The organism is Pseudoxanthomonas suwonensis (assembly GCF_010093235.1).
In the GTDB taxonomy this organism is placed as follows: domain Bacteria; phylum Pseudomonadota; class Gammaproteobacteria; order Xanthomonadales; family Xanthomonadaceae; genus Pseudoxanthomonas; species Pseudoxanthomonas suwonensis.
Genome location: NZ_PDWP01000010.1, coordinates 43,637 through 65,754, shown reverse-complemented (window position 1 = coordinate 65,754; position 22,118 = coordinate 43,637). Strand labels below are relative to the sequence as shown.

Sequence of the window (22,118 nt, the reverse complement as noted above, 5' to 3'; positions counted from 1 at the left end):
GCCCAGCTGGTACGCCGCCAGCGCCATGCCCCTGCCGCAGCAGCCGGTGCTGGAGGGGGCGGTCGAGGCGGACGTGTGCATCCTCGGTGCCGGGTACACCGGCCTGACCGCGGCGCTGGAGCTGGCCGAGGCCGGCTACAGGGTCGTGGTGGTCGAGGCCCAGCGGATCGGCTGGGGCGCCTCGGGCCGCAACGGCGGCCAGGCCATCGTCGGCTACGGCTGCGAGCAGGCCACCCTGGAGAAGCTGCTGGGCCCGGACGAGGCGCGGCTGCTGTTCGACATGTCGCGCGAGGCCATGGAGCGCCTGCGCGGACGCATCGCCCGCCACGGCATCCAGTGCGACTGGCGCGACGGCCACGCCCACGTGCCGATCCGGCCGCGCCAGGAGCGCGAGCTGCGCGCCGGCCTGGTGGAGATGGCCGAGCGTTACGACTACCCGCTGGAATGGTGGGACCGCGCCCGCCTGCGCCAGGAACTGGCCAGCGATCGTTACCTCGGAGCGGTCTACGACCGCGCCTCGGGCCACCTCCACCCGCTGGAGTACTGCCTGGGCCTGGCCCGCGCCGCGCTGGCCGCCGGGGTGCGCATCTACGAGCAGTCGCCGGTGGTGGAACTGGTCCGGGGCCCGAAGCCGGTGCTGCGCACGGCCCGCGGCCAGGCCAGCGGCGACTTCGCCGTGCTGTGCGGCAATGCCTGGCTGCGCGGAATCGCCCCGGAGGTCGAGTCGCGGATGATGCCGGTGGGCACCTACATCGCCGCCACCGCGCCGCTGGGCGAGGAAGGCGCGCGCGCCCTGATCCGCAACGACATGGCGGTCGCCGACGTGACCTGGGCGCTGGACTACTTCCGCCTCAGCCGCGACCACCGCCTGCTGTTCGGCGGCCGTGCCAGCTACTCCAGCTATCCGCCGCCGAACCTGGGCTGGGTGATGCAGCGGCGCATCCGCACCGTGTTCCCGCAGCTGGCTGGGGTGCCGATCGACTACCTCTGGGGCGGCTACATCGACATCTCGCTCAACCGCGCCCCGCACTGGGGCCGGCTGGGGAACAACGTGTACTTCGCCCAGGGCTTCTCCGGGCACGGCGTGGCCACCACCGGCCTGGCCGGGCGGCTGGTCGCCGAGGCCATCGCCGGGCAGTCGCGGCGGCTGGACGCATTCGCGAAGATCCCCCATGCCCCCTTCCCCGGCGGCCGGCTGCTGCGCATGCCGCTGCTGGTGGCCGCGATGGCCTGGTACCGGCTGCGCGACGCCCTGTGGTGAGACCCCATGCCGGAAAAAGCGTGACCGTATCTAAAGTCGATGCGTGACGTGCCGCTATGGACAGGGACGAACTGTCCACATGACGGGGCATGCCAGCGACAGCACCCAACCTGCACTCGCCTCCGCTGCCGCAGCGCGTGCTGCTGGTGGAGAACTCGCGCGCGTTCGTGCAGGCGGTTGCGCAGGCGATCGAGCAGCCGCTGGAGTTGCCGGTCACCGTGGCCTCGACCCTGGCCGAGGCGCGCGCGGCGCTGGCCGCCCATGACGACTGGTTCCTGGTCCTGACCGGCCTGGTGCTGGCCGACGGCGCCCACGAGAACGTGGTGGACTGCTTCCTCGGCCGCGAGCTGCCGACCGTGGTGGTCAGCGGCGTCTACGACGAGGAGCTGCGCGAGCGCCTGCTGCGCCGGCAGATCATCGACTTCGTGCTCAAGAACACGCCCGGCAGCCTGGACTACATCGTCTGGCTGGTGCAGCGCCTGGAGCGCAACCGCCGGATCTCGGCCCTGGTGGTGGACGACTCCCCCAGCGCGCGCGCCCACGCCGGCCTGCTGCTGGAGATGTTCGGCTACCGCGTGGTGCAGGCGCCGGACGGCGACCGCGCACTGGCCGCGGTGGAAGCCGATCCGACCATCCGCCTGGCCATCGTCGACCAGGAGATGCCCGGCATGCAGGGCATCGAGCTGACCCGCCGCCTGCGCGCCCTGCGCGCGCGCGACCGCATGGCGGTAATCGGCGTTTCCGGCCGCGACGACCCCGGCCTGGTCGCGCGCTTCCTCAAGAACGGCGCCAACGACTTCCTGCGCAAGCCGTACTCGCGCGAGGAGTTCTTCTGCCGGGTCTCGCAGAACGTGGACCAGCTGGAGCTGATCGGCAGCCTGCAGGCCCTGGCCACCCGCGACTTCCTCACCGGCCTGCCCAACCGCCGCCACTTCCTCGACCAGGCCGAACGCCTGGTGCCGCGTATGCGCGACGTGCGCCAGCCGCTGGCGATGGTCATGCTCGACCTGGACCACTTCAAGCACGTCAACGACACCTGGGGCCACGAGACCGGCGACCGCGCCCTGCGTGCGGTTGCCCACGCGATCGCCACCCACGCCCGCCCGCAGGACCACATCGCCCGCTTCGGCGGCGAGGAGTTCTGCATGCTGCTGCCGGGCCTGGAAGGGACCGCGCTCAATGGCCACCTGGAGCGTCTGCGCCTGCGGGTGGAGGACCTGCGGGTACCGGTCGAGCAGGGCGAGCTGCGCCTGTCGGTGAGCATCGGCGCCTGCAACGCGCGGGTGGGCGATACCCTGCACAGCCTGCTGGCCGAAGCCGACCGCCGCCTCTACCTGGCCAAGGCCGGCGGCCGCAACCGCATCGTCGACGCGGCCTGAGCCGCGACCGTCCGTCGCCTGCCCACCGCGGGTTGACCAGGATCAAGGCCGGCGCCGTCGGCCCTCCCCTAGCCTCCGCCGGTCCGTTCCCGTGGCCTCGAAGGGGGATGCATGTCCCGGACCATCACCTGGCAGGACGACCTGGATACCGGCATCGACGTGATCGACCAGCAGCACCGGCGCATCGTGGCGATGATCAACCAGCCGGCCGAAGGCGCGCCGGAGGCGGCGGGCGAAGTGATCGCCGACCTGCTCGACTACACCCAGTCGCACTTCGCCTTCGAGGAGGAGCTGATGGCGGTGGCCGGCTACCCGCTCACCGACGCGCACCGGCGGATCCACGACATGTTCGCCCGCCGGGTCCTCCGCTACCAGGAGCGCCACCGCGCCGGCGAGGACGTGGTCGACGAGCTGCGCGACCTGCTCTCGACGTGGCTGTTCAACCACATCCGCAATGACGACCGGGCATACACGGAACAGGTACGCCGGCACCTGGAGCGCTTCGCCCGTCGCCAGGAGGGCGCCGGCTGGATGGCCTCCACGCTCGCCCGCCTGTTCGGCCCGCGCGTTTGATCCCGATCAAGGCCGCCGCCCGCGGCGCCCCCTAGCCTGCGCGCAACTCCACCGCGTACGTGACCCAATGTCGCTGATGATCTGGCAGGACGACCTCGATACCGGCATCGAGGTGATCGACGAACAACATCGCCGCATCGTGGCGATGATCAACCAGCTGCACCAGGCGCAGACCGGTGCCTCCGCGCTGGCCGTGAGCGAGGTGCTGGACGAACTGGTGGACTACACCCTCTCCCACTTCGCCTTCGAGGAGGAGCTGATGGAGGAGGCCGGCTACCCGTTCTGCGCCGCCCACAAGCGGGTGCACGAGGTGTTCACCAAGCGCGTCTCCGAGTACCGGATGCGCTACCAGGCCGGGGAGGACGTGGTCGACGAACTCAAGAGCATGCTCTCGCGCTGGCTGTTCAACCACATCCGCAACGACGACAAGGCCTATTCGGAGCAGGTGCGGCGGCACCTGGACCGCTTCACCCGCGAGCACCAGCAGGGCGGCTGGCTGTCGCGCACCCTGCACCGCCTGTTCCCCGGGCATTCCCACGCCCACTGAGCTCCGCCGCTGGCCGCACCGCGGCCGGCCGGCTCATTCCACCGGCCGGCGAGGCACCAGCAGAAGCGCCAGCAGGGTCAGCATGGCCATGCCTGCCATGTAGGCACCGACCGCGCCGATGCCATGCTCGCCGGCCAGCTTCGTGGCGATGTAGGGTGCCGGCGAGGCGCCGAGGATGCCCGCCAGGTTGAAGGCCAGCGAGGCGCCGGTATAGCGCACGGGCGTGGGGAACATCTCGGCCAGGATCGTGCCGCAGGGACCGTAGGTCAGCCCCATCAGGCCCAGGCCGACGCACAGGAACAGCAGCACCTGCCAGGCACTGCCGGCCTCGAACAGCGGCTTGAACAGCAGGCCGAACAGGATGATCCCGGCCGTGGCCACGATCATCGCCCGGCGGCGGCCGAAGCGGTCGGCGTACACCGCCGACAGCGGGATGGTCGCGGCGAAGCACAGCACGCCGACCATCTGCAGCAGCAGGAACTGCTCGCGGTCGTAGCCCAGGCCGGCCGTGCCCCAGCTCAGCGCGAACACGGTCATCAGGTAGAACAGGACGAAGGTCGCCATCAGCGCCAGGGTGCCGACCACCAGGGTGCCCGGATGGCGCAGCAGCACCGTGGCCATCGGCAGGCGCTCGCGTTCCTCGCGCTCCAGGGTCTTCTGGAACGCCGGCGTCTCGGTGATGCGCAGCCGCACCCACAACCCGACCAGGACCAGGGCGGCGCTGGCCAGGAACGGCACGCGCCAGCCCCAGGCCATGAACTGGCCCTCGTCGAGGAAGTGGGCCAGCACCAGGAACACGCCGGTCGAGCACAGGAAGCCCAGCGGCGCGCCCAGCTGCGGGAACATGCCGTACCAGGCGCGCTTGCCCGGGGGCGCGTTCTCGGTGGCCAGCCGCACCGCCCCGCCCCATTCGCCGCCCAGGCCCAGGCCCTGGCCAAAGCGGCACAGCGCCAGCAGCGCAGGCGCCAGCACGCCGACCTGCCCATAGGTCGGCAGCAGGCCGATCAGCACGGTGGAGATGCCCATGGTCAGCAGCGCCGCCACCAGGGTCGCCTTGCGCCCGATGCGGTCCCCGTAGTGCCCGAACACCGCCGACCCCAGTGGCCGGGCCAGGAAGGCCAGGGCGAAGGTCGCCAGCGACTGCAGGGTGGCCGCGGTCGGCTCCGACGCCGGGAAGAACAGCTTCGGGAACACCAGCACCGCAGCGGTGGCGTAGATGTAGAAATCGAAGAACTCGATCGTCGTACCGATGAGGCTTGCGAACAGGATGCGGCGTGGCGAGGCAGGGGCCCTCACCGGCATTCGGCAGGCGGACACGGGAGGCGGCCGATTATGGCCCAGCCGCCGTCCGCTGCCGCGGTCGTTGCACAGGCAACCGGACCATGTCCAGAATCGGCCCTTCCGGCCAGTCCTCGCCCCGGCCCCGCCACATTGCAGTCCCTGCCGCCGCAGTACCCGCCATCGCACGCCCCCCGGCCCCGCCGGCCGCGATGCCGTTCCCGAACGACCTGACGCAATGGAATCCCGATGAGTGACAGCAAGCCGCAGTCCACCCGGCGTCCGCCTTCCACTGGCCGGCGCGTGACCCTGATGCTGATCCTGTTCGCCGTCGTATTCGGGGGGGTGTTCGTGCTGTGGTTCCTGTCACAGCGCGCGCTCAACGATTTCTTCGACAACATGCCGCAGCCGGCGGTGCAGGTCAGCACCTTCGAGGCCCGCGCCGAGAACTGGAGCGATACCGCCGAGGCGGTGGGCACCCTGGTGGCGGACAACGGCACCCAGGTCACCACGGAGGCCGGCGGCGTGGTCCAGCGCATCGCATTCGAATCCGGGCAGCGGGTGCGCAAGGGCGACCTGCTGGTGCAGTTGAACACCGCCAACGAGCTGGCCCAGCTGAACGCGCTCGAGGCGGCCGCCCGGCTGGCCGCCACCCAGCGCGACCGCTGGCGCGAGCTTGGCGGGCAGAAGCTGGTCTCCCAGGCCGAGGTCGACGAGCGCACCAGCGACGCCGCCCAGACCCGCGCCCAGGCCGAGGCCCAGCGCGCCCTGATCGCGCAGAAGACCATCCGCGCGCCATTCGATGGCGTACTCGGTATCCGCAAGGTCAACCTCGGCCAGTACCTCAACCCGGGCGACCCGATCGTAGGCCTGCAGGCGCTGGACCCGATCCACGTCGACTTCACCCTGCCCGAGCAGCGCATGAACCAGGTGGCCCCGGGCACGAAGGTGCGGGTGACCGTCGACGCACTGCCCGGGCAGGAGTTCGAGGCCACGATCACCGCGGTCGAACCCGCGGTCGAGACCAGCACCCGCAACTTCCCGGTGCGCGCAACGCTGGCCAACCCCGAGGGCGTGCTGCGCCCGGGCACCTTCGCCCGCGTCCGCTTCGACCTGGGCCAGTCCCGCGACGTGGTGGTGGTGCCGCAGACGGCGGTCAGCTTCAACCCCTACGGCAACTCGGTATACGTGCTGGCCGAGGCGCCGGACGAGGTAAAGAACGCCGAGGTGCAGGAGGGCGAGCAGGCGCCGCAGCACGTGGTCAAGCAGCGCTTCGTGACCACCGGCCCTACCCGCGGCGACCTGGTCGGCATCACCGACGGCCTCAAGCCCGGCGAGGTGGTGGTCAGCAGCGGCCTGCTGCGCCTGCGCAACGATGCGGCGGTGATCATCAACAACACGGTGACCCCGCAGGCCGACGCCGCGCCGACTCCCGAGAACCGCTGACCGGCGGCACGCCCGCCGGTCCCGGCCGCCGCCCCGCGGCGCCCCCCTGTCCGGCCGCCGATGCGGCCGGTGGAGGCAACGATGAAATTCACCGACATCTTCATCAACAAGCCAGTGCTGGCGATGGTCGTCAGCCTGTTCATCCTGCTGCTGGGCCTGCGCTCGTTCTCCGAGCTCAACGTGCGCCAGTACCCGGAGCTGCAGAACGCGGTGGTCACCGTCAGCACCACCTACTACGGCGCCGACGCGGACCTGATGCAGGGTTTCATCACCACGCCGCTGGAACGCGAGGTGGCCTCGGCCGAGGGCATCGACTACCTGACCTCGACCAGCGCCGCCGGCATTTCCACCATCCAGGCCTACATCCGCCTGGACCGCGACGCCAACGAGGCCCTGACCCAGATCGCGGCCAAGGTGAACAAGCTCCGCAACCAGCTGCCGGCCGAGTCCGAGGACCCGGTGATCGACCTGCAGCAGGGCCAGCAGATCGCGGCGATGTACGTGTCCTTCTCCAGCGAACGGCTCGACAACAACCAGATCACCGACTACCTGGTGCGGGCAGTGGAGCCGCGCATCGCCACCATCCCCGGCGTGCAGCGCGCCGAGATCCTGGGCGCGGGCACCTTCGCCATGCGCGTGTGGCTCAAGCCTGACCGCATGACCGCGCTGCAGGTCACCGCCAGCGACGTGCACCAGGCATTGCAGTCCAACAACGTGCTTTCGGCGCTGGGCTCGACCAAGGGCCAGATGGTGGCGGTGGACCTCACCGCGCGCACCGACCTGCGCAACGCCGAGGAATTCCGCCGGCTGATCGTGCGCGAGGAGAACGGCGCGATCGTGCGCCTGGGCGACATCGCCGACGTCGAGCTGGGCTCGGAAAACTACGGCACCTCGGTGCGGATCAACGGCGACGCCGCCACCTTCATGGGCATCTTCGTCTCGCCCGACGCCAACTCGCTGGACGTGATCGAGGAAGTCCGCCGGGTGTGGGACAACGAGATCGTGCCGCAGTTGCCGGAGGGCATCGAGGCGAGCATCCCCTACGACAGCACCGAGGCGATCGAGGACGCGATCAACGAGGTGGTGCAGACCATCATCGAGGCGGTGATCATCGTGATCGTGGTGATCTTCCTGTTCCTCGGCTCGCTGCGCAGCGTGCTGGTGCCGGCGGTGACCGTGCCGCTGTCGCTGGTGGGCGCGTTCTTCCTGATGCTGCTGATGGGCTTCACCATCAACCTGCTGACCCTGCTGGCGATGGTGCTGGCGATCGGCATCGTGGTGGACGACGCGATCATCGTGCTGGAGAACATCCACCGCCACATCGAGGAGGGCATGAACCCCCACGACGCGGCGATCAAGGGCGCGCGCGAGCTGGCGTGGCCAGTGGTGGCCATGACCACCACCCTGGTGGCGGTATACCTGCCGATCGGCTTCCAGGGCGGCCTGACCGGCGTGCTGTTCACCGAGTTCGCCTTCACCCTGGCCGGCTCGGTGCTGCTTTCGGGCGTGATCGCGCTGACCCTGTCGCCGATGATGTGCGCGCGCCTGCTCAAGGCGCACGGCCCCGGCCAGGGCATGGGCCGGATGGAGGCCTGGCTGGACACCCGCTTCAACAAGCTGCGCGACGGCTACCAGCGCCGCCTGCACAGCGCGCTGGAGACCCGCGGCGTGATCGCGGCGTTCGGCCTGCTGGTGCTGGTGTCGTGCGCCGTCTTCTACTGGACCGCCCCCAAGGAGCCGGCGCCGCTGGAGGACGAGGGCTTCATCTTCGCCATCGGCGGCGCCGACGCCTACACCACCCTGGACTACGTGGAGCGCTACACCGAAGAGATCAATGCGATGGCCGGGGAGATCCCCGAGGTCAACGACTTCTTCCTGTTCAACGGCGGCTTCGGCGGCGGTGGCGGCGCCAGCAACAGCGCCATGGCCGGCTTCGTCCTCAAGCCCTGGAGCGAGCGCGGGCGATCGACCAACCAGGTACTGCAGCAGGAGCTGCAGCCCAGGCTGGCCCAGGTCACCGGCCTCAACACCTTCGCCCTGGTGCCGCCTTCCCTGCCCTCGGCCGGCGGCGATGGCGGTGGCGAGTTCCTGGTCCTGGGCATCGGCTCGCTGCAGCAGCTCAACGAACTGTCCGATGCGATCGTGCAGAAGGCCATGGAAAGCCGACGCTTCATCTTCCTGGACAAGGACCTGAAGATCGACAAGCCGCGGATCGAGGTGCAGATCGACCGCGAGAAGGCGGCCTCGCTGGGCATCGACATGCGCACCCTGGCGGCGGACATGGCGGCGATGCTGTCCGGCGGATACACCAACCGCTTCGCCATGGAGAACCGCTCCTACCGGGTGATCCCGCAGGTGCAGCGCAGCGACCGGCTCAATGCCGACCAGCTGCGCAACTACTACACCCGCACCCGCGACGGCCAACTGGTGCCGCTGTCGACCCTGGTCACCCTGCAGGAAAGCGCCCAGCCGCAGACGCTCAAGCGCTTCCAGCAGCTGAACGCGGTGGGCATCACCTTCGCCCCGCGCCCCGGCGTGTCCAAGGGCGAGGCCTTGCGCGTGCTGGAGCAGGCGGCGGCGGAAGTGCTGCCGCAGGGCTACAGCGTCGACTACGCCGGCGAGTCGCGCCAGTACAAGCAGGAGGGCGCGACCATGCTGGTCACCCTCGGCTTCGCCCTGGTCGCGATCTTCCTGGTGCTGGCCGCCCAGTTCGAGAGCTTCCGCGATGCGCTGATCATGCTGGTCACCGTGCCGATGGCGATCTCCGGCGCGCTGCTTGTGCTCAATTTCCTGGCCTTGGTGGCCGGCGCACTGCAGATCGCAGGGATCGAGGCGTTTCCCGGCATGAGTATCAACATCTACACCCAGGTCGGCCTGGTGACCCTGGTCGGCGTGATCTCCAAGCACGGCATCCTGATCGTGGAGTTCGCCAACAAGCTGCAGCTGCAGGGGCTGTCCAGGCGCGAGGCGATCGAGCAGGCCACCAGCATCCGCCTGCGTCCGGTGCTGATGACCACCGCCGCGCTGGTGTTCGCGATGATCCCGCTGCTGATCGCCAAGGGCCCCGGTGCGGCGGCACGCTTCTCGCTGGGCATGGTGATCGCCTCGGGCATGACCATCGGTACCGCGTTCACCCTGTTCGTCCTGCCGGCGTTCTACCTGTACCTGGCGCGGGACCACAGCCACGACCGTGTCGCGGCGACCGCGGACGCAGCCGGCGGCGAACCGGAGCCGCAGGCCGGCTGACGTGGCCGGCCGGGATGGCGACGCCACGGCGCCGCGAGGCGTCGCGGCGCCGGCTTCGGGTGCTCAGCCCGCCGGCACCGGGGCGTCGCGTTCGATCAGCCCCTCGTCCTTCAGTTCCGCCCACAGCGCCGCCGGTATGTCCACTGCCATCGAGGCGACATTGGCCTGCACCTGTTCCGGGGTGCGTGCTCCCGGAATGACCGCCGACACCACCTCCGGCGCCGCCGCGAACTGCAGGGCGACCGTGCGCAGGTCCACGCCGTGGCGGTCGCATGCCGCCTGCGCCTTTGCCCGCTTCCGCGGGGCCCATTCCGGCACGGTGCCGTCGTAGAGGTAACGGTCGCGGCCGGCCAGGTAGCCGGCCAGCAGCGGCGATCCCACCACCACCGAGGCACCTCGCGCGGCGATGCGCGGGAAGGTGTCATGCAGCGCCTGGGCGTGGTCCAGCAACGAGTACTGGCATGCCAGCAGGAAGATGTCCGGATCGGCCTCCTCCAGCGCCAGCAGCGCCGGCTCCGGCCGGTTGACGCCGAAACCCCAGCCCTTGATCAGCCCTTCCGAGCGCATCCGGTTGAGCTCGGGCATGGCGCCCTTCGCCGCTTCGGCGAAGCGCCGTTCCCAGGGCATGCCCAGGTCGTCCTCGTTGTCCGGCGACAGGTCGTGGATGAAAACCACGTCCAGCTGCGACACGCCCAGGCGGTTGAGGCTGTCCTCGACCGAGCGCCGCACGCCAGCCGCCGAATAGTCGTAGCGATAGTGGAACGGGGCCGGCTCGACCCACATGGTTTCCTGCAGCGGGCCGCGGGTGGCGATCAGCAGCCGTCCCACCTTGGTGGAAAGCGTGTACGCCTCCGCCGGATGCCGGTGCAGGACATGCCCGAAGCGCCGTTCCGACAGTCCCAGCCCGTACCAGGGCGAGGTGTCGAAGTAGCGCACGCCGGCATCCCAGGCCGCGGCCAGGGTCGCTTCGCACTGGGCGTCGCTGGCGGCGGCGAAACCGTTGCCGATCGCCACGCCGCCCAGGCCCAGCCGGGTCGCCGGGCGATAGCGCGATGACGGCGGATTGGATGGCAGGGAACGGCCGGAAACGTGGCCGCGGGTGGGCAGGACGCTGCCAGGCTCCGGCAGCGGCGGCAGGTTCCTGGTCGGATCGGTCATGGATGCGTGCTCCGGCAGGGACGGCGTTCCAGACTGCGGCCTGCGCGGTCCACGCCACGTGCAGGCAACCTCGTGATCGGGCGGTCACCCCGCTCCGGTTAGCGTGTGTCGATCCTTGAGGAGGACGGCCATGAACAGCATTGCCATCGCACCGCGCGTGCACACCGACCCGGAGGCCATCGAGCGCCTCAAGACCCTGCAGCTGGAACTGGACGGGGAACTGGCGGTCGAGCTGCACATGCGCGACGGCAGTGTCCTCAGGGGCACGCTGCCGGAACGGCCGACCATCCAGCAGTTCTTCGATCCCGATGGCAACGAAGGCACCAACGGCCTGTTCCGGGTCGACGATGGCGATGGCGGCGTACACCTGTACTGGCTGGACGAGGTCGAGCGCGTGATACGGGTCGGCTCCGCCTGAACCCGTCAGCGATACACGCCGCGATTGAACGCTTTGCATCGCGGTCGCCCCGCCTATTCACGCGATGGATCCCGGACACGCGGCAGCCTGCAGCCGCGCCCCCACGCACAGCACATCCATGCCAAGCCATCGCAATGCCTTTCGACCAGGCAGCCTGCCCTTCGCGCGCGTCATCACGGGGGGCAGGCCATGAACGGACACGCCCATGCGGGCAGACCGACCCTCAGCATCCGCCGCCCCCTGACCTTCCAGGCCGACGCAGCACGCATCCTCGATGCCTGGTGCGACCCTGCGGTGCAGAAGCGCATCGTGGAAGGCGCGGCTGAACCCGCAGGTGGCGGCGAGGACCCCACCCTGTGGCGCATCAGGACACCACTGGGCCCCTCGCCGCGGGTATGGCTGCACCAGGATGCACGCACCGGCAACTGCGTCCGCCATCATGCCGAAGGCGATGGCGGCTTCCTCCTGTCCAGCGAACTGTGCGCCCTGCCCGCCCCTGGCCGCCCCGGCACCGAGGTAACCCTGGAGGTGGCTTTCCGGATCGAAGGCTTCCTGACCGGGCTGCTGGGCCGCCAGGCCGACCCCGCCCCGCTACTGCTCGCCGGCCAGGCCCTGCGCAGGTTGCGGGAGTGGGTCGAGGCCGGGCAGATCCTGCCAACCACCCATGATCCGACCACGGCCAGCGACGGCGTGCGCTGACGCCACCACCTCACCCCGGCTTGACCGGGACCACGCAAAGCTGGGCTTCCACGCGAGGTCTTTCCCGTCCATGCACGCATCATCGATCGACGCCTCCAGCGCGCCCCGCCTGCAGGCGCTGGACTGCCCACGACCCGACGGCGGACAGCGGAGCAGCAGGCCATGAATCCCGACCTCATCGGCTGGGCCGCCTCCGCGGTGCTGCTGGCGACCCTGGTCCGCCAGATCCTCAAACAGGCGCGCAGCGGCGGCGAAGGCGTGTCGACCTGGCTGTTCGTCGGCCAGGCAACGGCCTCGGCGCTGTTCATCGTCTACTCGGTGCTGCTGGACAACACCGTGTTCATCGTCACCAACAGTTGCCTCCTCGCCACGGCCGTCGTCGGCCAGCTGATGGCCTGGCGCACGAAGCGGCGCATCGCCGGGGAAGATGCGACGACGTCCTCCAGCTAGCTGCGCAGCCAGCGCGTGGCCGCGGCCACGCCCGCCACGGCAGCGGCCAGGCACCAGAACGCGAACTGCAGCGACGTGCCATGGGCGACGAAGCCGACCAGGGCCGGCCCGGCCAGCACGCCGGCATAGCCGAAGGTGCTGATCGCCGGTATCGCCAGGCTTCCCGGCATGGCCGACTGGCGCCCTGCCGCCGTGAACATCACCGGCACGATGTTGGCGCAGCCGATCCCGACCAGCACGAAGCCGGCCAGCGACGGCAGCGGGGCCGGCGCCAGCACGATCACCGCGAATCCGGCAAACGCGACCAGCGCTCCCGCCACCACCGCACGCATGGCGCCGACGGCCTGGACCACGCGGTCGCCGGCCAGGCGCGCCACCGTCATCGCCAGTGCGAAGGCCACGTAGCCCACGCCGGCACGCTCCGGATCCATGCCCTTGGCCTGGTCGAGGAACACCGCGCCCCAGTCCAGCATCGCGCCCTCGGCCAGGAACATCACGCAGCACACCGCGCCGATCAGCAGCACGATGCCGCGCGGCCAGGCGAAGGCAGGCACGTCCGAATCCGCCCGTTCCTGGCGCCAGTGGCGCACGGCGACGGCAACCAGGGCCAGAACCACCGCAACCGCGGCCACGCAGGCAGCGACAGGCGCCACTCCCGCACTCAGCAGCGCGGTCATCGCCGCGGCGCCGGCGAATCCGCCGATGCTGTAGAACGCGTGGAATCCGGACATCAGCGCCCGCCCGCTCTCGCGTTCCACCACCACCGCCTGCAGGTTCATGGTGCAGTCCATCGCGCCGATCGCCGCGCCGAACACGAACAGGGCCAGGCCCAGCAGCACCGCGTCCGGTGCCAGCGCAAGCACCGGCAGGACCGCGCAGGCCACCAGCATCGCCGCGACCATGACGCGACGGCAGCCCTGGCGCGCCGCCAGCGCACCGGCCAGCGGCATGGCCACCAGCGAACCGGCCCCCAGGCACAGCAGGACCATGCCCAGCATCGCCTCGTCCAGCCCGGCACGTGCCTTCGCGAACGGCACCAGCGGCGCCCAGGCGGCGATGGCGAAGCCCGGCATGAAGAACGCGGCGCGGGTGGCGTGCTGCTGCAGGCGTGGCATGGATGGCACTCGGCGACTCCTGGGTCCGGACGGGCCATTATCCGCACGCTTCATGAAACCGCCGCCACGCGCCCCCGCCCCGCGCGACACCGCGCATGACCTGGATCAAGGACGGAGCCACGCGGCCCTGCAATCCTGCCGGGACTGGAGGAGGATCCGTGATGGCAAACGGCAATGTTCCCGCGCTCGAGATCGATGGCGCCCGCGTGGCGGCCCGCGTCGGCCTGGATGTCCCGGCATTCCGGCAGCTGATGGACCAGGGCAGGATCGCCGTGCTGTGCGAGCGCGGCACCGGCGAGGACGACGGCACCTGGCGCGCGACCTTCTACCACGGCCGCCAGCGCGCGCGGTTCCTGATCGACCGCCGTGGCCGCGTCATCGACGTCGACTGAAGCGCGCCGGAAGAACCTGCAACGCCGTTGACCGCACGCGCACGCGGACGGGCCGAGGCTGGATCCCGGTCCGAAACAGCGAGGTGCGACATGATCCGTGGCCTGTTCGTCGGCGGCGTAGTGGACAACACCGAGATCGACCTGGATCCGGGCCAGCCCCCGGTCCATTACCCGCAGGACGGTGGCGGCGGCCAGCCGCGCTATCGCCTGCGCCAGCTGGGCGTGGCTGCCGGCGGGGAAGTCGCCTGCGCGGTCTATGGCGCGCCGGACACCCCTTACGCGGAGGTGGCAAGGGTCAGCGACGAGCGCGCCTACGCCCGCCGCTTCGGGGTGGAGCTGGAGGAAGTCGAGGGCGACTGACGGCACGGGTGGCCGCGGCCGTGGGAGTGCAGAATCGCGCCGTTCCTGACGCACATGCGCCCATGGCCTCCATTCCTGCCCCCTCAAGCCCCCGTGCCCGCCGCTACGACCTGGCGGTATTCGACCTGGACGGCACCCTGGCCGATTCCTTCGGCTTCTTCATCGCCAACCACAACCGGCTGGCCCAGCGGCACCGCTTCGCGGCGATCGCCGAGCACGAGGTGGAGATGCTGCGCGGCTGGAGCCCGCGCCAGATCATGCGCCATACCCGCCTGCCCGCCTGGCGGCTGCCGCTGGTGGCGCGCGACTTCCGCCGGTTGATGCGCGACGAAGGCCAAGCCATCACCTGCTTCCCGGGCGCGCGCGAGGCCCTGCACCAGCTGCACGCCCTGGGCATGCGCCTGGCCATGGTGACCAGCAATTCGGCGGAGAACAGCCGGCGGATCCTGGGCGAAGACTGCTGGACCCTGCTGGCCCACGTCGAGTGCGGCGCGTCCCTGTTCGGCAAGGCGCGGCGCCTGCGCCGGGTGCTGGCGCGCACCGGCGTGCCGGCTTCACGCGCGATCTACGTGGGCGACCAGGCATCGGATGCCGAGGCCGCGCGCCAGGCCGGGATGGCCTTCGCGGCCGTGGCCTGGGGCTACGCGACCGCCGACTCGCTGCAGGCCTGCCAGCCGCAGGCGTACCTGGCCGAGGTTTCCGAGCTGCGGCGCCTGGCCGGCGACTGAGCTACTCCGGGAGCAGCGCCGGGCGCGATTCGTACCAGTTGCGGGCGCCGGCCAGGTGCAGCTTGCGCCCGCCAGGCTGCAGCTCCACGCCCATGCCCAGCACGCCCCAGCGTGCGTAAAGGTCGCCGCCGGGCTTGCCCCCGGCAATGCGCAGCCGCGCCTGCAGGTCGATGCGGTCGTTGCTGGCCTCGATCCGGTCGAACACCAGCTCTTCCTGGCGGATGCGCAGCCGGCCCGTGGCCCGCGCCTGGCCCGAGTCGACCAGGTTGCCGATCCAGCGCGGGAACGCATCGCGATCGGCGAACAGTCCCAGCAGCACGCTGGCGTCGCGCATTTCCACCGTGCCGCGGCCGTCGACCTCGAACGGTTCGCGCCAGTGCAGCCGGCCCTCGTCGAGCGACATCCTGGCCCACCATGCGGCGTCGCCGCCACGCGCCTGCTCCAGGCGCACGCCATCCAGGCCCACGCCCAGCGCCTCCACGACGTAGTGCCGGCCCTGCGGACGCAGGCGCCGCAGGCGGCTGTCCAGTTCGACGTTGCCCGACAGCACCGATGGCCCCAGCGCCACGCGCACGCCGCGGCCACGCACGCGCATGTGGCCGGCGACCATGCCGCCTTCGCGGTCCAGCCGCAGGTCGCCGCTGGCCTTGCCACTGCCACCCAGCAGACGTGCGCTTTCGCCCGGCAGGTAACGGTTGTAGCTGCGCAGGTCGGGGACCTCGGCGTCGTCGAAGCGCAGGCGTGCCTCCAGTCCCTGCTGGAACTCCGCCAGCGCCCCTCCGGACTCCAGGTCCAGGCGCAGGTCGCTGCCGCGCAGGTCCACCTGCCCCGGGCGCGCCTCCGGCCCCAGGGTGAACTCCTGCATGCGGATCGCGACCTCGGTGCGGTGACCTCCGGGTTCCCCGGCCACGCGTGCCCGCGCCAGCGCCTGTCCGGCGAAGCGGTTGTCCAGCACCCGCGCGACCAGCGCGACCCGGTCCAGGTCCAGGCGGCTGCCCGGCAGTGGCTGGCCGTCCGCCAGCATCAGGTCGGCGTCCACGTCGCCACGCCCGTCCACCTCCAGCCAAGACAGGTCGTCCAGCAGGGTGTCGATCCAGCGCAGGGGTACCTGCGACCACTGCGCCTGCACCCGGCCATGGAGCGCGCGCAGTGGCGCCAGCCAGTCGTCCGGCCCGAGCCGGCGATCGTCCACCCGAAGGTCCGCATGCAACCAGGGCGAGCCGTGACCGGTGCGCGGCACGCGCAGCGCCAGGTCGATCGCCTCCTCGCGCGTGCGCAGGGCGAGGCCCAGCGGGGGCCGCAGCGGCCGGCCTGCGGCGTCCAGCGAATACACCGGCGCCGACCAGTCCAGCCTGCTGCCGGGTTGCAGCACGCCGCGGCTGACCGCCAGGTCCACACGCAGGTGGCCGGCATGGCCGTGCCCGCCCAATGGCATGGCCTCGCCATCGCGCGCGGCCAGGTCGATGCCCGGCGCCGCGCCCTCGGCGCGCAGCCAGGCATCGAGGATGCCGAACTTCTCCCGCCCCCGCGCCCGCTCCCGGATGTGTTCCGGGATCGACAGCCCGAACTCGAGCTCCCCGTCGCGCAGCAGGTCCAGCCCGGCCACCGACAGGTCGGCACGGGACATGCGCAGGGTGGATCGGCCCACCTCCATCGCCCCGCCCTGCAGGGTCTTGGCGAACACGAAACGCGCCTGGCCGTGGCCGGTCACGCGGGCATGGTAGAAGTCCAGGCGCAGCAGGCTCGGCGTGGTGATGGCCGGGAAATCCAGGGTCCAGCCACGTCCCTCGCGTTTGGACGGCGGCTTGTCCTCGGCCACCTTCGACACGTGCACCGAAACATCGTGCGCCCGGATGGTCCCGAAGGAGACCGTACGCCACAGCAGCGGCAGCACGCGGATGCGGCCATCGGCGCGGCTGGCGGCCACCACCCAGCGGTTGGTGCGCGCATGCCCGCCCATCACCACTCCGCTCGCATGGATGTGGCCCGGGTACGCGCTCAGCGCCCAGTCCCAGCGCGCGTGGTAGCGGTCGGGCTTACGGTTGATCACGCGCTCGCCGATGACCGTGTTGAGGAACACGTTGGCGGCGAGCAGGTAGAGCAGGTAAAGGCCGAGCAGCGCCCAGCCGGCCCGGCGCAGGCCGGTGCGGTGGGCCTGCAGCCACGCACGTGGGGAAGGAATTCGCATGCCCACAGCATGGCCGGCGGCAGGTGATGGCCGTCTCCACGGGGCCGCCCTATCCCGGCAGCTTCACCCTCACCCAGGTCGGGGCGTGGTCGCTGGGCTTGGCCAGCGCCCGCACCCAGCGGTCCACCCCCGCATCCTCCAGCCCGGCCGCCAGCACCGGGTTGAGCAGCAGGTGGTCGATGCGCAGCCCGCGGTCGCGCACGAAATGCTGGCGGAAGTAATCCCAGAACGTGTAGATGCGATCTTCGCCGTGTATCTGGCGCAGCGCGTCGTTCCAGCCCTGGGCCAGCAGCTTCGCGTAGGCCTCGCGCACCTCGGGCTGGATCAGCGCGTCGCGCTTCCACGACTTCGGGTCGTACACGTCCTCGTCGGTGGGGATCACGTTGAAGTCGCCCAGCAGCGCCACCGGATGCGGCAGGTCGACCAGGGTGGAAGCGTGCCGCGCCAGGCGCGCCATCCACTTGAGCTTGTAATCGAACTTCGGCCCCGGCTGTGGATTGCCGTTGGGCAGGTAAAGGGCCCCGACCACCACGCCGTGCACCGCCGCCTCGATGTAGCGGCTCTGGCTGTCGCTGCGGTCGCCCGGCAGGCCTCGACGGCTTTCCACCGGCGTGACCCCGCGCCCCAGCAGTGCCACGCCGTTCCAGCGGTGCTCGCCATGCCAGATCGCGCCGTAGCCGGCCGCTTCCAGCTCCGCCGCCGGAAAGGCATCGTCGCGCGCCTTCAGCTCCTGCAGCGCGACCACGTGAGGCTGCTCGCGCTCGAGCCACTCCAGCAGGTGCGGCAGGCGTGGCCCGACGCCGTTGACGTTGAAGGTGGCCAGCTTGAGCAGGCGTGTCTTGCGGCGCGGCATGGTCGTGGTCGCTTGCGTGGAGGGCCTGGCCACGAAGCTAGGTCCGGCATGGTTGGCGGGTGGTGAAGCGCCAGGCCGACGGCGCTAGACTCCGCCTGCGTCCGCCACCAGCCAAGGAGGCACCATGAAGTCGGACACCATCCCCGGATCGAGGTCGCTGCTGGTCCTGTCGTGCGTGCTGGCCGCATCCGCCGCGCCGGCCCGCTCGACGCGCGATGCCCGAACCGCCCGGGCAACACCTGGCCCATCCGGTGTACGGGAGCATCTACAGCTGCAGCGAGCATGCATCCGGATCACTGGGAGCGCTGGGCGACGACCTCGGGCAGGACTGCCTGATCCAGGAATTCGTCGAGTCGGATGGACGGCTGTTCCTCCGGGCGTTCCGCAATGATGGCTACAGCAACACCGACTGGTACGGCTGGAACCAGCCCGTGCTGTCGCCGTGCGACTGCACGGTCCGGGAGATCCGCCTCAATCCGGCCACCAACGAACCGGGCATCCTCGGCAAGCCGCCCGCCTCGGCGATCGAGCTGGCGGCAGCCGACGGAACCCGTGTGACCCTGGTCCATATCCAGGACCCCGTGGTGCGCGAGGGGGATACCGTCCGCGCCGGGCAACAGCTGGCCCGGGTCGGGAACAACGGCTATTCGCGCAGCCCGCACGTGCATATCGGCGCCTGGCGCGACGGGGAGCCGCTGCAGATCCGCTGGGATCCGCGCGCGATCCCGGAGCCCTGACGTGGCGCCGGTCAGTCCGGCGCCAGCAACTCCCGCAGCCGCGCTGCATTGGCCACGGCGAATCCGTGGGCGGTGTTGTCGAAGATCACCCAGCGCTGGCCCGGCCCCTTCGCCGCGCGCAACTCCTCGGCCAATCCACGCAGGGCGGCTTCGTCATACTCGCTGTAATAGATCCGCGGCGAGCCATGCCAGCGCCAGTAGCGCCAATGCCGGGACGGCAGCGGCAGGTCGCCGCCCGGCACCCGCGGTGGGTCGGCGCCGACGCGGCCGACCCCGTGGCGCGCGAACAGCTCCTCGCCCTGCGGCGTGAACCAGCTGGCATGGCGCGGCTCGCAGGCCAGTGGCGCACCGCTGCGGCGGCGGAACATGGCGAAGAATGCGGCGGCGCTGCGCCCATCCAGCGCCAGCCCTGGCGGCAGCTGCAGCAGGAAACCACCGAGCCGGCTGCCCAGCCCATCAACCTGGGCCAGGAAGCGGTCCAGCACCGGGCCGGCGCCACGCAGCCCCAGCTCGTGCGAGATCTCCTGCGGCAGCTTCACCGAGAAGCGGAAGCCGGAAGGCACCGTCGCCGCCCAGCGCGCCCAGGTGGCGCGCTGGTGCGGACGGTAGAAGGAGGAATTGACCTCGACCGCATCGAAGCGGGTGGCGTATCGCGCCAGCGCGCTTTCGCCTTCGCCGAACAGCGACGCGTAGCGGCCCGGGATGGACCAGCCGGCACATCCGATCCTGATCCTGCGTGCCGGCGTCCGGCCCATGGCTTTCCCCGCGTTTCGCACGCGGGCAGTCTCGGGCGCTGGCCGTGATCAAGTGGCGAAGCCCGCCGACGGCCTCAGTCCGCCAGCAGGCCCGCCTCGCGCAGGGCCGCCTCGACCTTCGCCTGGTTGCCCGGCTCGAGTTCGGTCAGCGGCAGGCGGACCTGGCCACCAATGCGACCCAGGCGCCTGAGCGCCCACTTCACCGGGATCGGATTGGCCTCGCAGAACAGGTGGCGGTGCAACGGCAGCAGGCGCAGCTGGATGCGCATCGCCGCTTCCACGTCCCTCGCCAACGCTGCCATGCACAGCTCGTGCATCAGCCGCGGCGCGACGTTGGCGGTGACGCTCACGTTGCCATGGCCGCCGCACAGCATCAGGGCCACCGCGGTGGCGTCGTCGCCGGAGAACACCGCGAACCCCGCCGGCGCCTCGCGCACCAGCCACTGCGCCCGCTCGATGTTGCCGGTGGCTTCCTTGATGCCGGCGATGCCCGGCACCTGGGCAAGGCGCAGCACGGTGTCGTGCTGCAGGTCCGCGCCGGTGCGGCCGGGCACGTTGTACAGCACGACCGGCAGGTCGCCGGTGGCCTCGGCAATGGCGCGGAAGTGGCGGTACTGCCCTTCCTGCCCGGGCTTGTTGTAGTACGGCACGACCTGCAGCTGGCTGTCCGCGCCGACCTTGCGCGCGAACTGTGCCAGGGCAATCGCCTCGGCGGTGGAATTGCCGCCGCAGCCAGCCATCACCGGCACCCGGCCGGCCGCCTGCTCGACCGCCACGCGGATGATCTCGCAGTGCTCCTCGACGCTGACCGTCGGCGACTCGCCGGTGGTGCCCCCCACGCCGATGCAATCGGTGCCCTCCTCGACATGCCAGTCGACGAGTTTGCGCAGCGCGTCGTAGTCGACACTGCCGTCGTCGTTCATGGGAGTGACGAGCGCGACGATGCTGCCGCGCAGGAATACATCCGAACCGGTCATGGCGTGGGCGTGCTGGCGTGGAGCGCCGATTCTATCGACCCCGGAGCGCCGTGCACGTGTAGTCACTGCTGCAACGAGTTGCCGGCCGCCTGGCGCAGGCCCAGCGCATCCGGGAGTCCGGCCCGACCGGTATCCCGGATGCGCCGGGCCTTGCCCGGCTGCAGGTCAGCGCACCGGGTTGCCGGTATGCGGAGTGATGATCAGCCCGTCCAGGTCGTAGCCCTGGGCACGCGCGGTCTCGAGGAACTCCTGCTGCACCTGCGCCGACAGCGACGGCTCGCGCGACAGCAGCCACAGGTACTTGTGGTCCGGCGAACCGACCAGCGCGGTGTGGTACTCCGGATCCAGGCGCAGGATCCAGTAATCGCCCTTGGTGAACGGAATCCACCTCAGCCCATCCGGCAGGAAGCTCACTTCCAGCCTGGCGTTGTTGCTGCCCTCCACCACGAAGGCCTCGCCGACCGACTCCTGTGGCTCGCCATGCCCGTCGCGGGCGCGGTTCTGCACGCGCACCGTGCCTTCCGGATTGAGCGAATAGGTCGCGGTGATGTCGGTGTAGTCCTCGGGCTCGTGGCGCATCGGCAGGCGCGCGATCTCGTACCAGGTGCCGAGGTAACGCTGCAGGTCGACGGAGGCCACGGTCACGGGCTTGGAAGCTTCGTTCATGGGGATGCTCGCTGTGGAAAGCCTGCATTGCAGACGGTCCAGCGTGAATCCACCGTCGTCCACGCGCGCTGTCGTTCAGCCTTCTCCGCTCTCGCGGATGCCATGGGGCGCGTCGCTGCGGACGTCATCGGCGAAGGAGCGGCCGTAGGCATCGCGGTCGCCTGGCTCCTCGTCCAGGGCGACATCGAGCAGGTCCGCCTGGTCGTCCACGCCGATGTTGTCGATCGCGGCAACCGAACGCGGATCCTTGAGCGCCGGCCCCTGCTGCTCCAGCGGAACGCCGTCCTCGCCCAGGCCGACTTCGTCCTGGCGGGCGGCGGGATTGGTGGAATTGGACCTGGCCATGGTCGGCTCCTGCGGCGCGGAGGTTCGACCGTAGCGCCGGCCATGGAAGCGGTACGTCAACGCGGGCACCCGTTCCATTGACACCATGCTTGCAGCCGCCTGCATGGAGGCTGCAAGCAATCCGATGCCAGGGCGCTGGCCGGTGGCTCGTCGCCGGACCAGCCCGCGGCTAGTGCTCCGTCGGCAGCGTGCCTTCCAGGCTGGGCTTGGGCGACTCCACCCTGCGCAGGAAGTCCTGCAGCATCAGTTCGCGGCACTCGGCCAGCGGCACGCCGTCGCGCTGCGCGAACATGCGCGAGGCGTGCTCGAACAGGTCCGCCAGCAGCTCCCCGAAATCCTCCGCCCCGCCGCCCAGATCGCTGCGGATCGCAACATGCAGCTGTTCGTGCGCGGCCCAAAGCCGCAGCAGCTCGAACGCTTCCGGGTCGGACAACGCTTCCGGCGGGATTTCCAACTGCTCGTCGTTCATGGTGCTCCCCTTCTTCCGTCAAACAATGCAAAGGTCCATCCGGTCCTGGTCCGGGTTGCAGCAGGCCCGGGCAGCATC

The 22,118-nt window shown here is 70.6% G+C and carries 23 protein-coding genes; 13 read left to right on the top strand and 10 right to left on the bottom strand.

The genetic code is table 11. The features are described from left to right. Positions 1 to 25: 25 nt before the first annotated feature. The 4 genes from CSC68_RS06390 (at position 26) to CSC68_RS06375 (ending at position 3,760) form a co-directional block, all read left to right on the top strand. A complete protein-coding gene (locus CSC68_RS06390) occupies positions 26 to 1,261 on the top strand; it encodes an NAD(P)/FAD-dependent oxidoreductase (RefSeq protein ID WP_246193467.1) in 1,236 nt (411 codons plus the stop codon). 89 nt (positions 1,262 to 1,350) lie between these two features. Beyond that, entirely contained in the window at positions 1,351 to 2,640 is a 1,290-nt protein-coding gene (locus CSC68_RS06385; RefSeq protein WP_162202691.1) for a GGDEF domain-containing response regulator, read from the top strand. Positions 2,641 to 2,751: 111 nt separating this feature from the next. Then, positions 2,752 to 3,213, top strand: a complete 462-nt coding sequence (locus CSC68_RS06380; protein WP_162202690.1) for a bacteriohemerythrin — start codon at positions 2,752 to 2,754, stop codon at positions 3,211 to 3,213. Positions 3,214 to 3,280: 67 nt separating this feature from the next. Next, the gene (locus CSC68_RS06375; protein ID WP_162202689.1) at positions 3,281 to 3,760 is read left to right on the top strand and encodes a bacteriohemerythrin; all 480 of its coding nucleotides are present in this window, start codon (positions 3,281 to 3,283) and stop codon (positions 3,758 to 3,760) included. A gap of 33 nt (positions 3,761 to 3,793) precedes the next feature. Here the strand turns inward: CSC68_RS06375 and CSC68_RS06370 are convergent, their stop codons facing one another. Continuing rightward, on the bottom strand, positions 3,794 to 5,062 hold the full coding sequence (locus CSC68_RS06370; protein ID WP_211365700.1) for an MFS transporter: 1,269 nt from the start codon (positions 5,060 to 5,062) through the stop codon (positions 3,794 to 3,796). Positions 5,063 to 5,287: 225 nt separating this feature from the next. On the opposite strand from CSC68_RS06370, the gene CSC68_RS06365 reads away from it, so the two are divergent. Together CSC68_RS06365 and CSC68_RS06360 are read left to right on the top strand one after the other, a co-directional pair. Beyond that, the gene (locus CSC68_RS06365) at positions 5,288 to 6,484 is read left to right on the top strand and encodes an efflux RND transporter periplasmic adaptor subunit (RefSeq protein ID WP_162202688.1); all 1,197 of its coding nucleotides are present in this window, start codon (positions 5,288 to 5,290) and stop codon (positions 6,482 to 6,484) included. An 81-nt stretch (positions 6,485 to 6,565) separates the two neighbouring features. Beyond that, entirely contained in the window at positions 6,566 to 9,730 is a 3,165-nt protein-coding gene (locus tag CSC68_RS06360; protein WP_162202687.1) for an efflux RND transporter permease subunit, read from the top strand. A gap of 63 nt (positions 9,731 to 9,793) precedes the next feature. Here CSC68_RS06360 and CSC68_RS06355 read toward each other — a convergent pair whose 3' ends face one another. Then, complete coding sequence (locus CSC68_RS06355) at positions 9,794 to 10,888, bottom strand: aldo/keto reductase (RefSeq protein ID WP_162202686.1); 1,095 nt, start codon at positions 10,886 to 10,888, stop codon at positions 9,794 to 9,796. A gap of 130 nt (positions 10,889 to 11,018) precedes the next feature. On the opposite strand from CSC68_RS06355, the gene CSC68_RS06350 reads away from it, so the two are divergent. The 3 genes from CSC68_RS06350 to CSC68_RS06340 all read left to right on the top strand — a co-directional run bounded on the left by CSC68_RS06350 (position 11,019) and on the right by CSC68_RS06340 (position 12,455). Beyond that, positions 11,019 to 11,306, top strand: coding sequence for a DUF3247 family protein (locus tag CSC68_RS06350; protein ID WP_162202685.1), 288 nt, complete (start codon positions 11,019 to 11,021; stop codon positions 11,304 to 11,306). Positions 11,307 to 11,495: 189 nt separating this feature from the next. Further along, entirely contained in the window at positions 11,496 to 12,005 is a 510-nt protein-coding gene (locus CSC68_RS06345; protein WP_162202684.1) for a hypothetical protein, read from the top strand. A 162-nt stretch (positions 12,006 to 12,167) separates the two neighbouring features. Continuing rightward, on the top strand, positions 12,168 to 12,455 hold the full coding sequence (locus CSC68_RS06340) for a hypothetical protein (protein ID WP_162202683.1): 288 nt from the start codon (positions 12,168 to 12,170) through the stop codon (positions 12,453 to 12,455). Here the strand turns inward: CSC68_RS06340 and CSC68_RS06335 are convergent. After that, entirely contained in the window at positions 12,452 to 13,570 is a 1,119-nt protein-coding gene (locus tag CSC68_RS06335) for an MFS transporter (protein ID WP_162202740.1), read from the bottom strand. The genes CSC68_RS06340 and CSC68_RS06335 overlap by 4 nt on opposite strands. Positions 13,571 to 13,731: 161 nt before the next feature. Between CSC68_RS06335 and CSC68_RS06330 the strand changes: the two genes are divergently transcribed. From CSC68_RS06330 to CSC68_RS06320, 3 genes are all read left to right on the top strand, one after another. Further along, the gene (locus CSC68_RS06330; protein ID WP_162202682.1) at positions 13,732 to 13,962 is read left to right on the top strand and encodes a DUF6522 family protein; all 231 of its coding nucleotides are present in this window, start codon (positions 13,732 to 13,734) and stop codon (positions 13,960 to 13,962) included. A 93-nt stretch (positions 13,963 to 14,055) separates the two neighbouring features. Then, positions 14,056 to 14,322, top strand: a complete 267-nt coding sequence (locus tag CSC68_RS06325; RefSeq protein WP_162202739.1) for a hypothetical protein — start codon at positions 14,056 to 14,058, stop codon at positions 14,320 to 14,322. Positions 14,323 to 14,384: 62 nt separating this feature from the next. Further along, a complete protein-coding gene (locus tag CSC68_RS06320; RefSeq protein ID WP_162202681.1) occupies positions 14,385 to 15,050 on the top strand; it encodes an HAD hydrolase-like protein in 666 nt (221 codons plus the stop codon). A 1-nt stretch (position 15,051) separates the two neighbouring features. Here the strand turns inward: CSC68_RS06320 and CSC68_RS06315 are convergent, their stop codons facing one another. Together CSC68_RS06315 and xth are read right to left on the bottom strand one after the other, a co-directional pair. Then, the gene (locus CSC68_RS06315) at positions 15,052 to 17,238 is read right to left on the bottom strand and encodes a translocation/assembly module TamB domain-containing protein (RefSeq protein ID WP_162202680.1); all 2,187 of its coding nucleotides are present in this window, start codon (positions 17,236 to 17,238) and stop codon (positions 15,052 to 15,054) included. Positions 17,239 to 17,287: 49 nt separating this feature from the next. Continuing rightward, positions 17,288 to 18,091 (bottom strand): exodeoxyribonuclease III, encoded by an 804-nt coding sequence (gene xth / locus CSC68_RS06310; RefSeq protein ID WP_162202679.1) that lies wholly within the window; start codon positions 18,089 to 18,091, stop codon positions 17,288 to 17,290. 215 nt (positions 18,092 to 18,306) lie between these two features. Here xth and CSC68_RS06305 point away from each other — a divergent pair, with 215 nt between their 5' ends. Then, entirely contained in the window at positions 18,307 to 18,828 is a 522-nt protein-coding gene (locus CSC68_RS06305) for a M23 family metallopeptidase (protein ID WP_162202678.1), read from the top strand. An 11-nt stretch (positions 18,829 to 18,839) separates the two neighbouring features. Here CSC68_RS06305 and CSC68_RS06300 read toward each other — a convergent pair whose 3' ends face one another. The 5 genes from CSC68_RS06300 to CSC68_RS06280 form a co-directional block, all read right to left on the bottom strand. After that, positions 18,840 to 19,583, bottom strand: coding sequence for a DUF72 domain-containing protein (locus CSC68_RS06300; RefSeq protein ID WP_162202677.1), 744 nt, complete (start codon positions 19,581 to 19,583; stop codon positions 18,840 to 18,842). Positions 19,584 to 19,657: 74 nt separating this feature from the next. Beyond that, positions 19,658 to 20,560, bottom strand: coding sequence for a 4-hydroxy-tetrahydrodipicolinate synthase (gene dapA, locus CSC68_RS06295; protein ID WP_162202676.1), 903 nt, complete (start codon positions 20,558 to 20,560; stop codon positions 19,658 to 19,660). 165 nt (positions 20,561 to 20,725) lie between these two features. After that, entirely contained in the window at positions 20,726 to 21,226 is a 501-nt protein-coding gene (locus CSC68_RS06290) for a lipocalin family protein (protein WP_162202675.1), read from the bottom strand. Positions 21,227 to 21,301: 75 nt separating this feature from the next. Then, complete coding sequence (locus CSC68_RS06285; RefSeq protein ID WP_162202674.1) at positions 21,302 to 21,571, bottom strand: hypothetical protein; 270 nt, start codon at positions 21,569 to 21,571, stop codon at positions 21,302 to 21,304. 169 nt (positions 21,572 to 21,740) lie between these two features. Further along, the gene (locus CSC68_RS06280) at positions 21,741 to 22,040 is read right to left on the bottom strand and encodes a DUF5076 domain-containing protein (RefSeq protein ID WP_246193464.1); all 300 of its coding nucleotides are present in this window, start codon (positions 22,038 to 22,040) and stop codon (positions 21,741 to 21,743) included. Positions 22,041 to 22,118: the final 78 nt, after the last annotated feature.

Coding starts and splice junctions, on each gene's coding strand:
- CSC68_RS06300 (WP_162202677.1), bottom strand. CDS start 19,583: ATGGGCCGGACGCCGGCACGCAGGATCAGGATCGGATGTGCCGGCTGG.
- CSC68_RS06390 (WP_246193467.1), top strand. CDS start 26: ATGCCCCTGCCGCAGCAGCCGGTGCTGGAGGGGGCGGTCGAGGCGGAC.
- CSC68_RS06365 (WP_162202688.1), top strand. CDS start 5,288: ATGAGTGACAGCAAGCCGCAGTCCACCCGGCGTCCGCCTTCCACTGGC.
- CSC68_RS06305 (WP_162202678.1), top strand. CDS start 18,307: ATGCCCGAACCGCCCGGGCAACACCTGGCCCATCCGGTGTACGGGAGC.
- CSC68_RS06320 (WP_162202681.1), top strand. CDS start 14,385: ATGGCCTCCATTCCTGCCCCCTCAAGCCCCCGTGCCCGCCGCTACGAC.
- dapA (WP_162202676.1), bottom strand. CDS start 20,560: ATGACCGGTTCGGATGTATTCCTGCGCGGCAGCATCGTCGCGCTCGTC.
- CSC68_RS06315 (WP_162202680.1), bottom strand. CDS start 17,238: ATGCGAATTCCTTCCCCACGTGCGTGGCTGCAGGCCCACCGCACCGGC.
- CSC68_RS06335 (WP_162202740.1), bottom strand. CDS start 13,570: ATGCCACGCCTGCAGCAGCACGCCACCCGCGCCGCGTTCTTCATGCCG.
- CSC68_RS06360 (WP_162202687.1), top strand. CDS start 6,566: ATGAAATTCACCGACATCTTCATCAACAAGCCAGTGCTGGCGATGGTC.
- CSC68_RS06355 (WP_162202686.1), bottom strand. CDS start 10,888: ATGACCGATCCGACCAGGAACCTGCCGCCGCTGCCGGAGCCTGGCAGC.
- xth (WP_162202679.1), bottom strand. CDS start 18,091: ATGCCGCGCCGCAAGACACGCCTGCTCAAGCTGGCCACCTTCAACGTC.
- CSC68_RS06290 (WP_162202675.1), bottom strand. CDS start 21,226: ATGAACGAAGCTTCCAAGCCCGTGACCGTGGCCTCCGTCGACCTGCAG.
- CSC68_RS06385 (WP_162202691.1), top strand. CDS start 1,351: ATGCCAGCGACAGCACCCAACCTGCACTCGCCTCCGCTGCCGCAGCGC.
- CSC68_RS06345 (WP_162202684.1), top strand. CDS start 11,496: ATGAACGGACACGCCCATGCGGGCAGACCGACCCTCAGCATCCGCCGC.
- CSC68_RS06280 (WP_246193464.1), bottom strand. CDS start 22,040: ATGAACGACGAGCAGTTGGAAATCCCGCCGGAAGCGTTGTCCGACCCG.
- CSC68_RS06285 (WP_162202674.1), bottom strand. CDS start 21,571: ATGGCCAGGTCCAATTCCACCAATCCCGCCGCCCGCCAGGACGAAGTC.
- CSC68_RS06375 (WP_162202689.1), top strand. CDS start 3,281: ATGTCGCTGATGATCTGGCAGGACGACCTCGATACCGGCATCGAGGTG.
- CSC68_RS06340 (WP_162202683.1), top strand. CDS start 12,168: ATGAATCCCGACCTCATCGGCTGGGCCGCCTCCGCGGTGCTGCTGGCG.
- CSC68_RS06330 (WP_162202682.1), top strand. CDS start 13,732: ATGGCAAACGGCAATGTTCCCGCGCTCGAGATCGATGGCGCCCGCGTG.
- CSC68_RS06370 (WP_211365700.1), bottom strand. CDS start 5,062: ATGCCGGTGAGGGCCCCTGCCTCGCCACGCCGCATCCTGTTCGCAAGC.
- CSC68_RS06380 (WP_162202690.1), top strand. CDS start 2,752: ATGTCCCGGACCATCACCTGGCAGGACGACCTGGATACCGGCATCGAC.
- CSC68_RS06350 (WP_162202685.1), top strand. CDS start 11,019: ATGAACAGCATTGCCATCGCACCGCGCGTGCACACCGACCCGGAGGCC.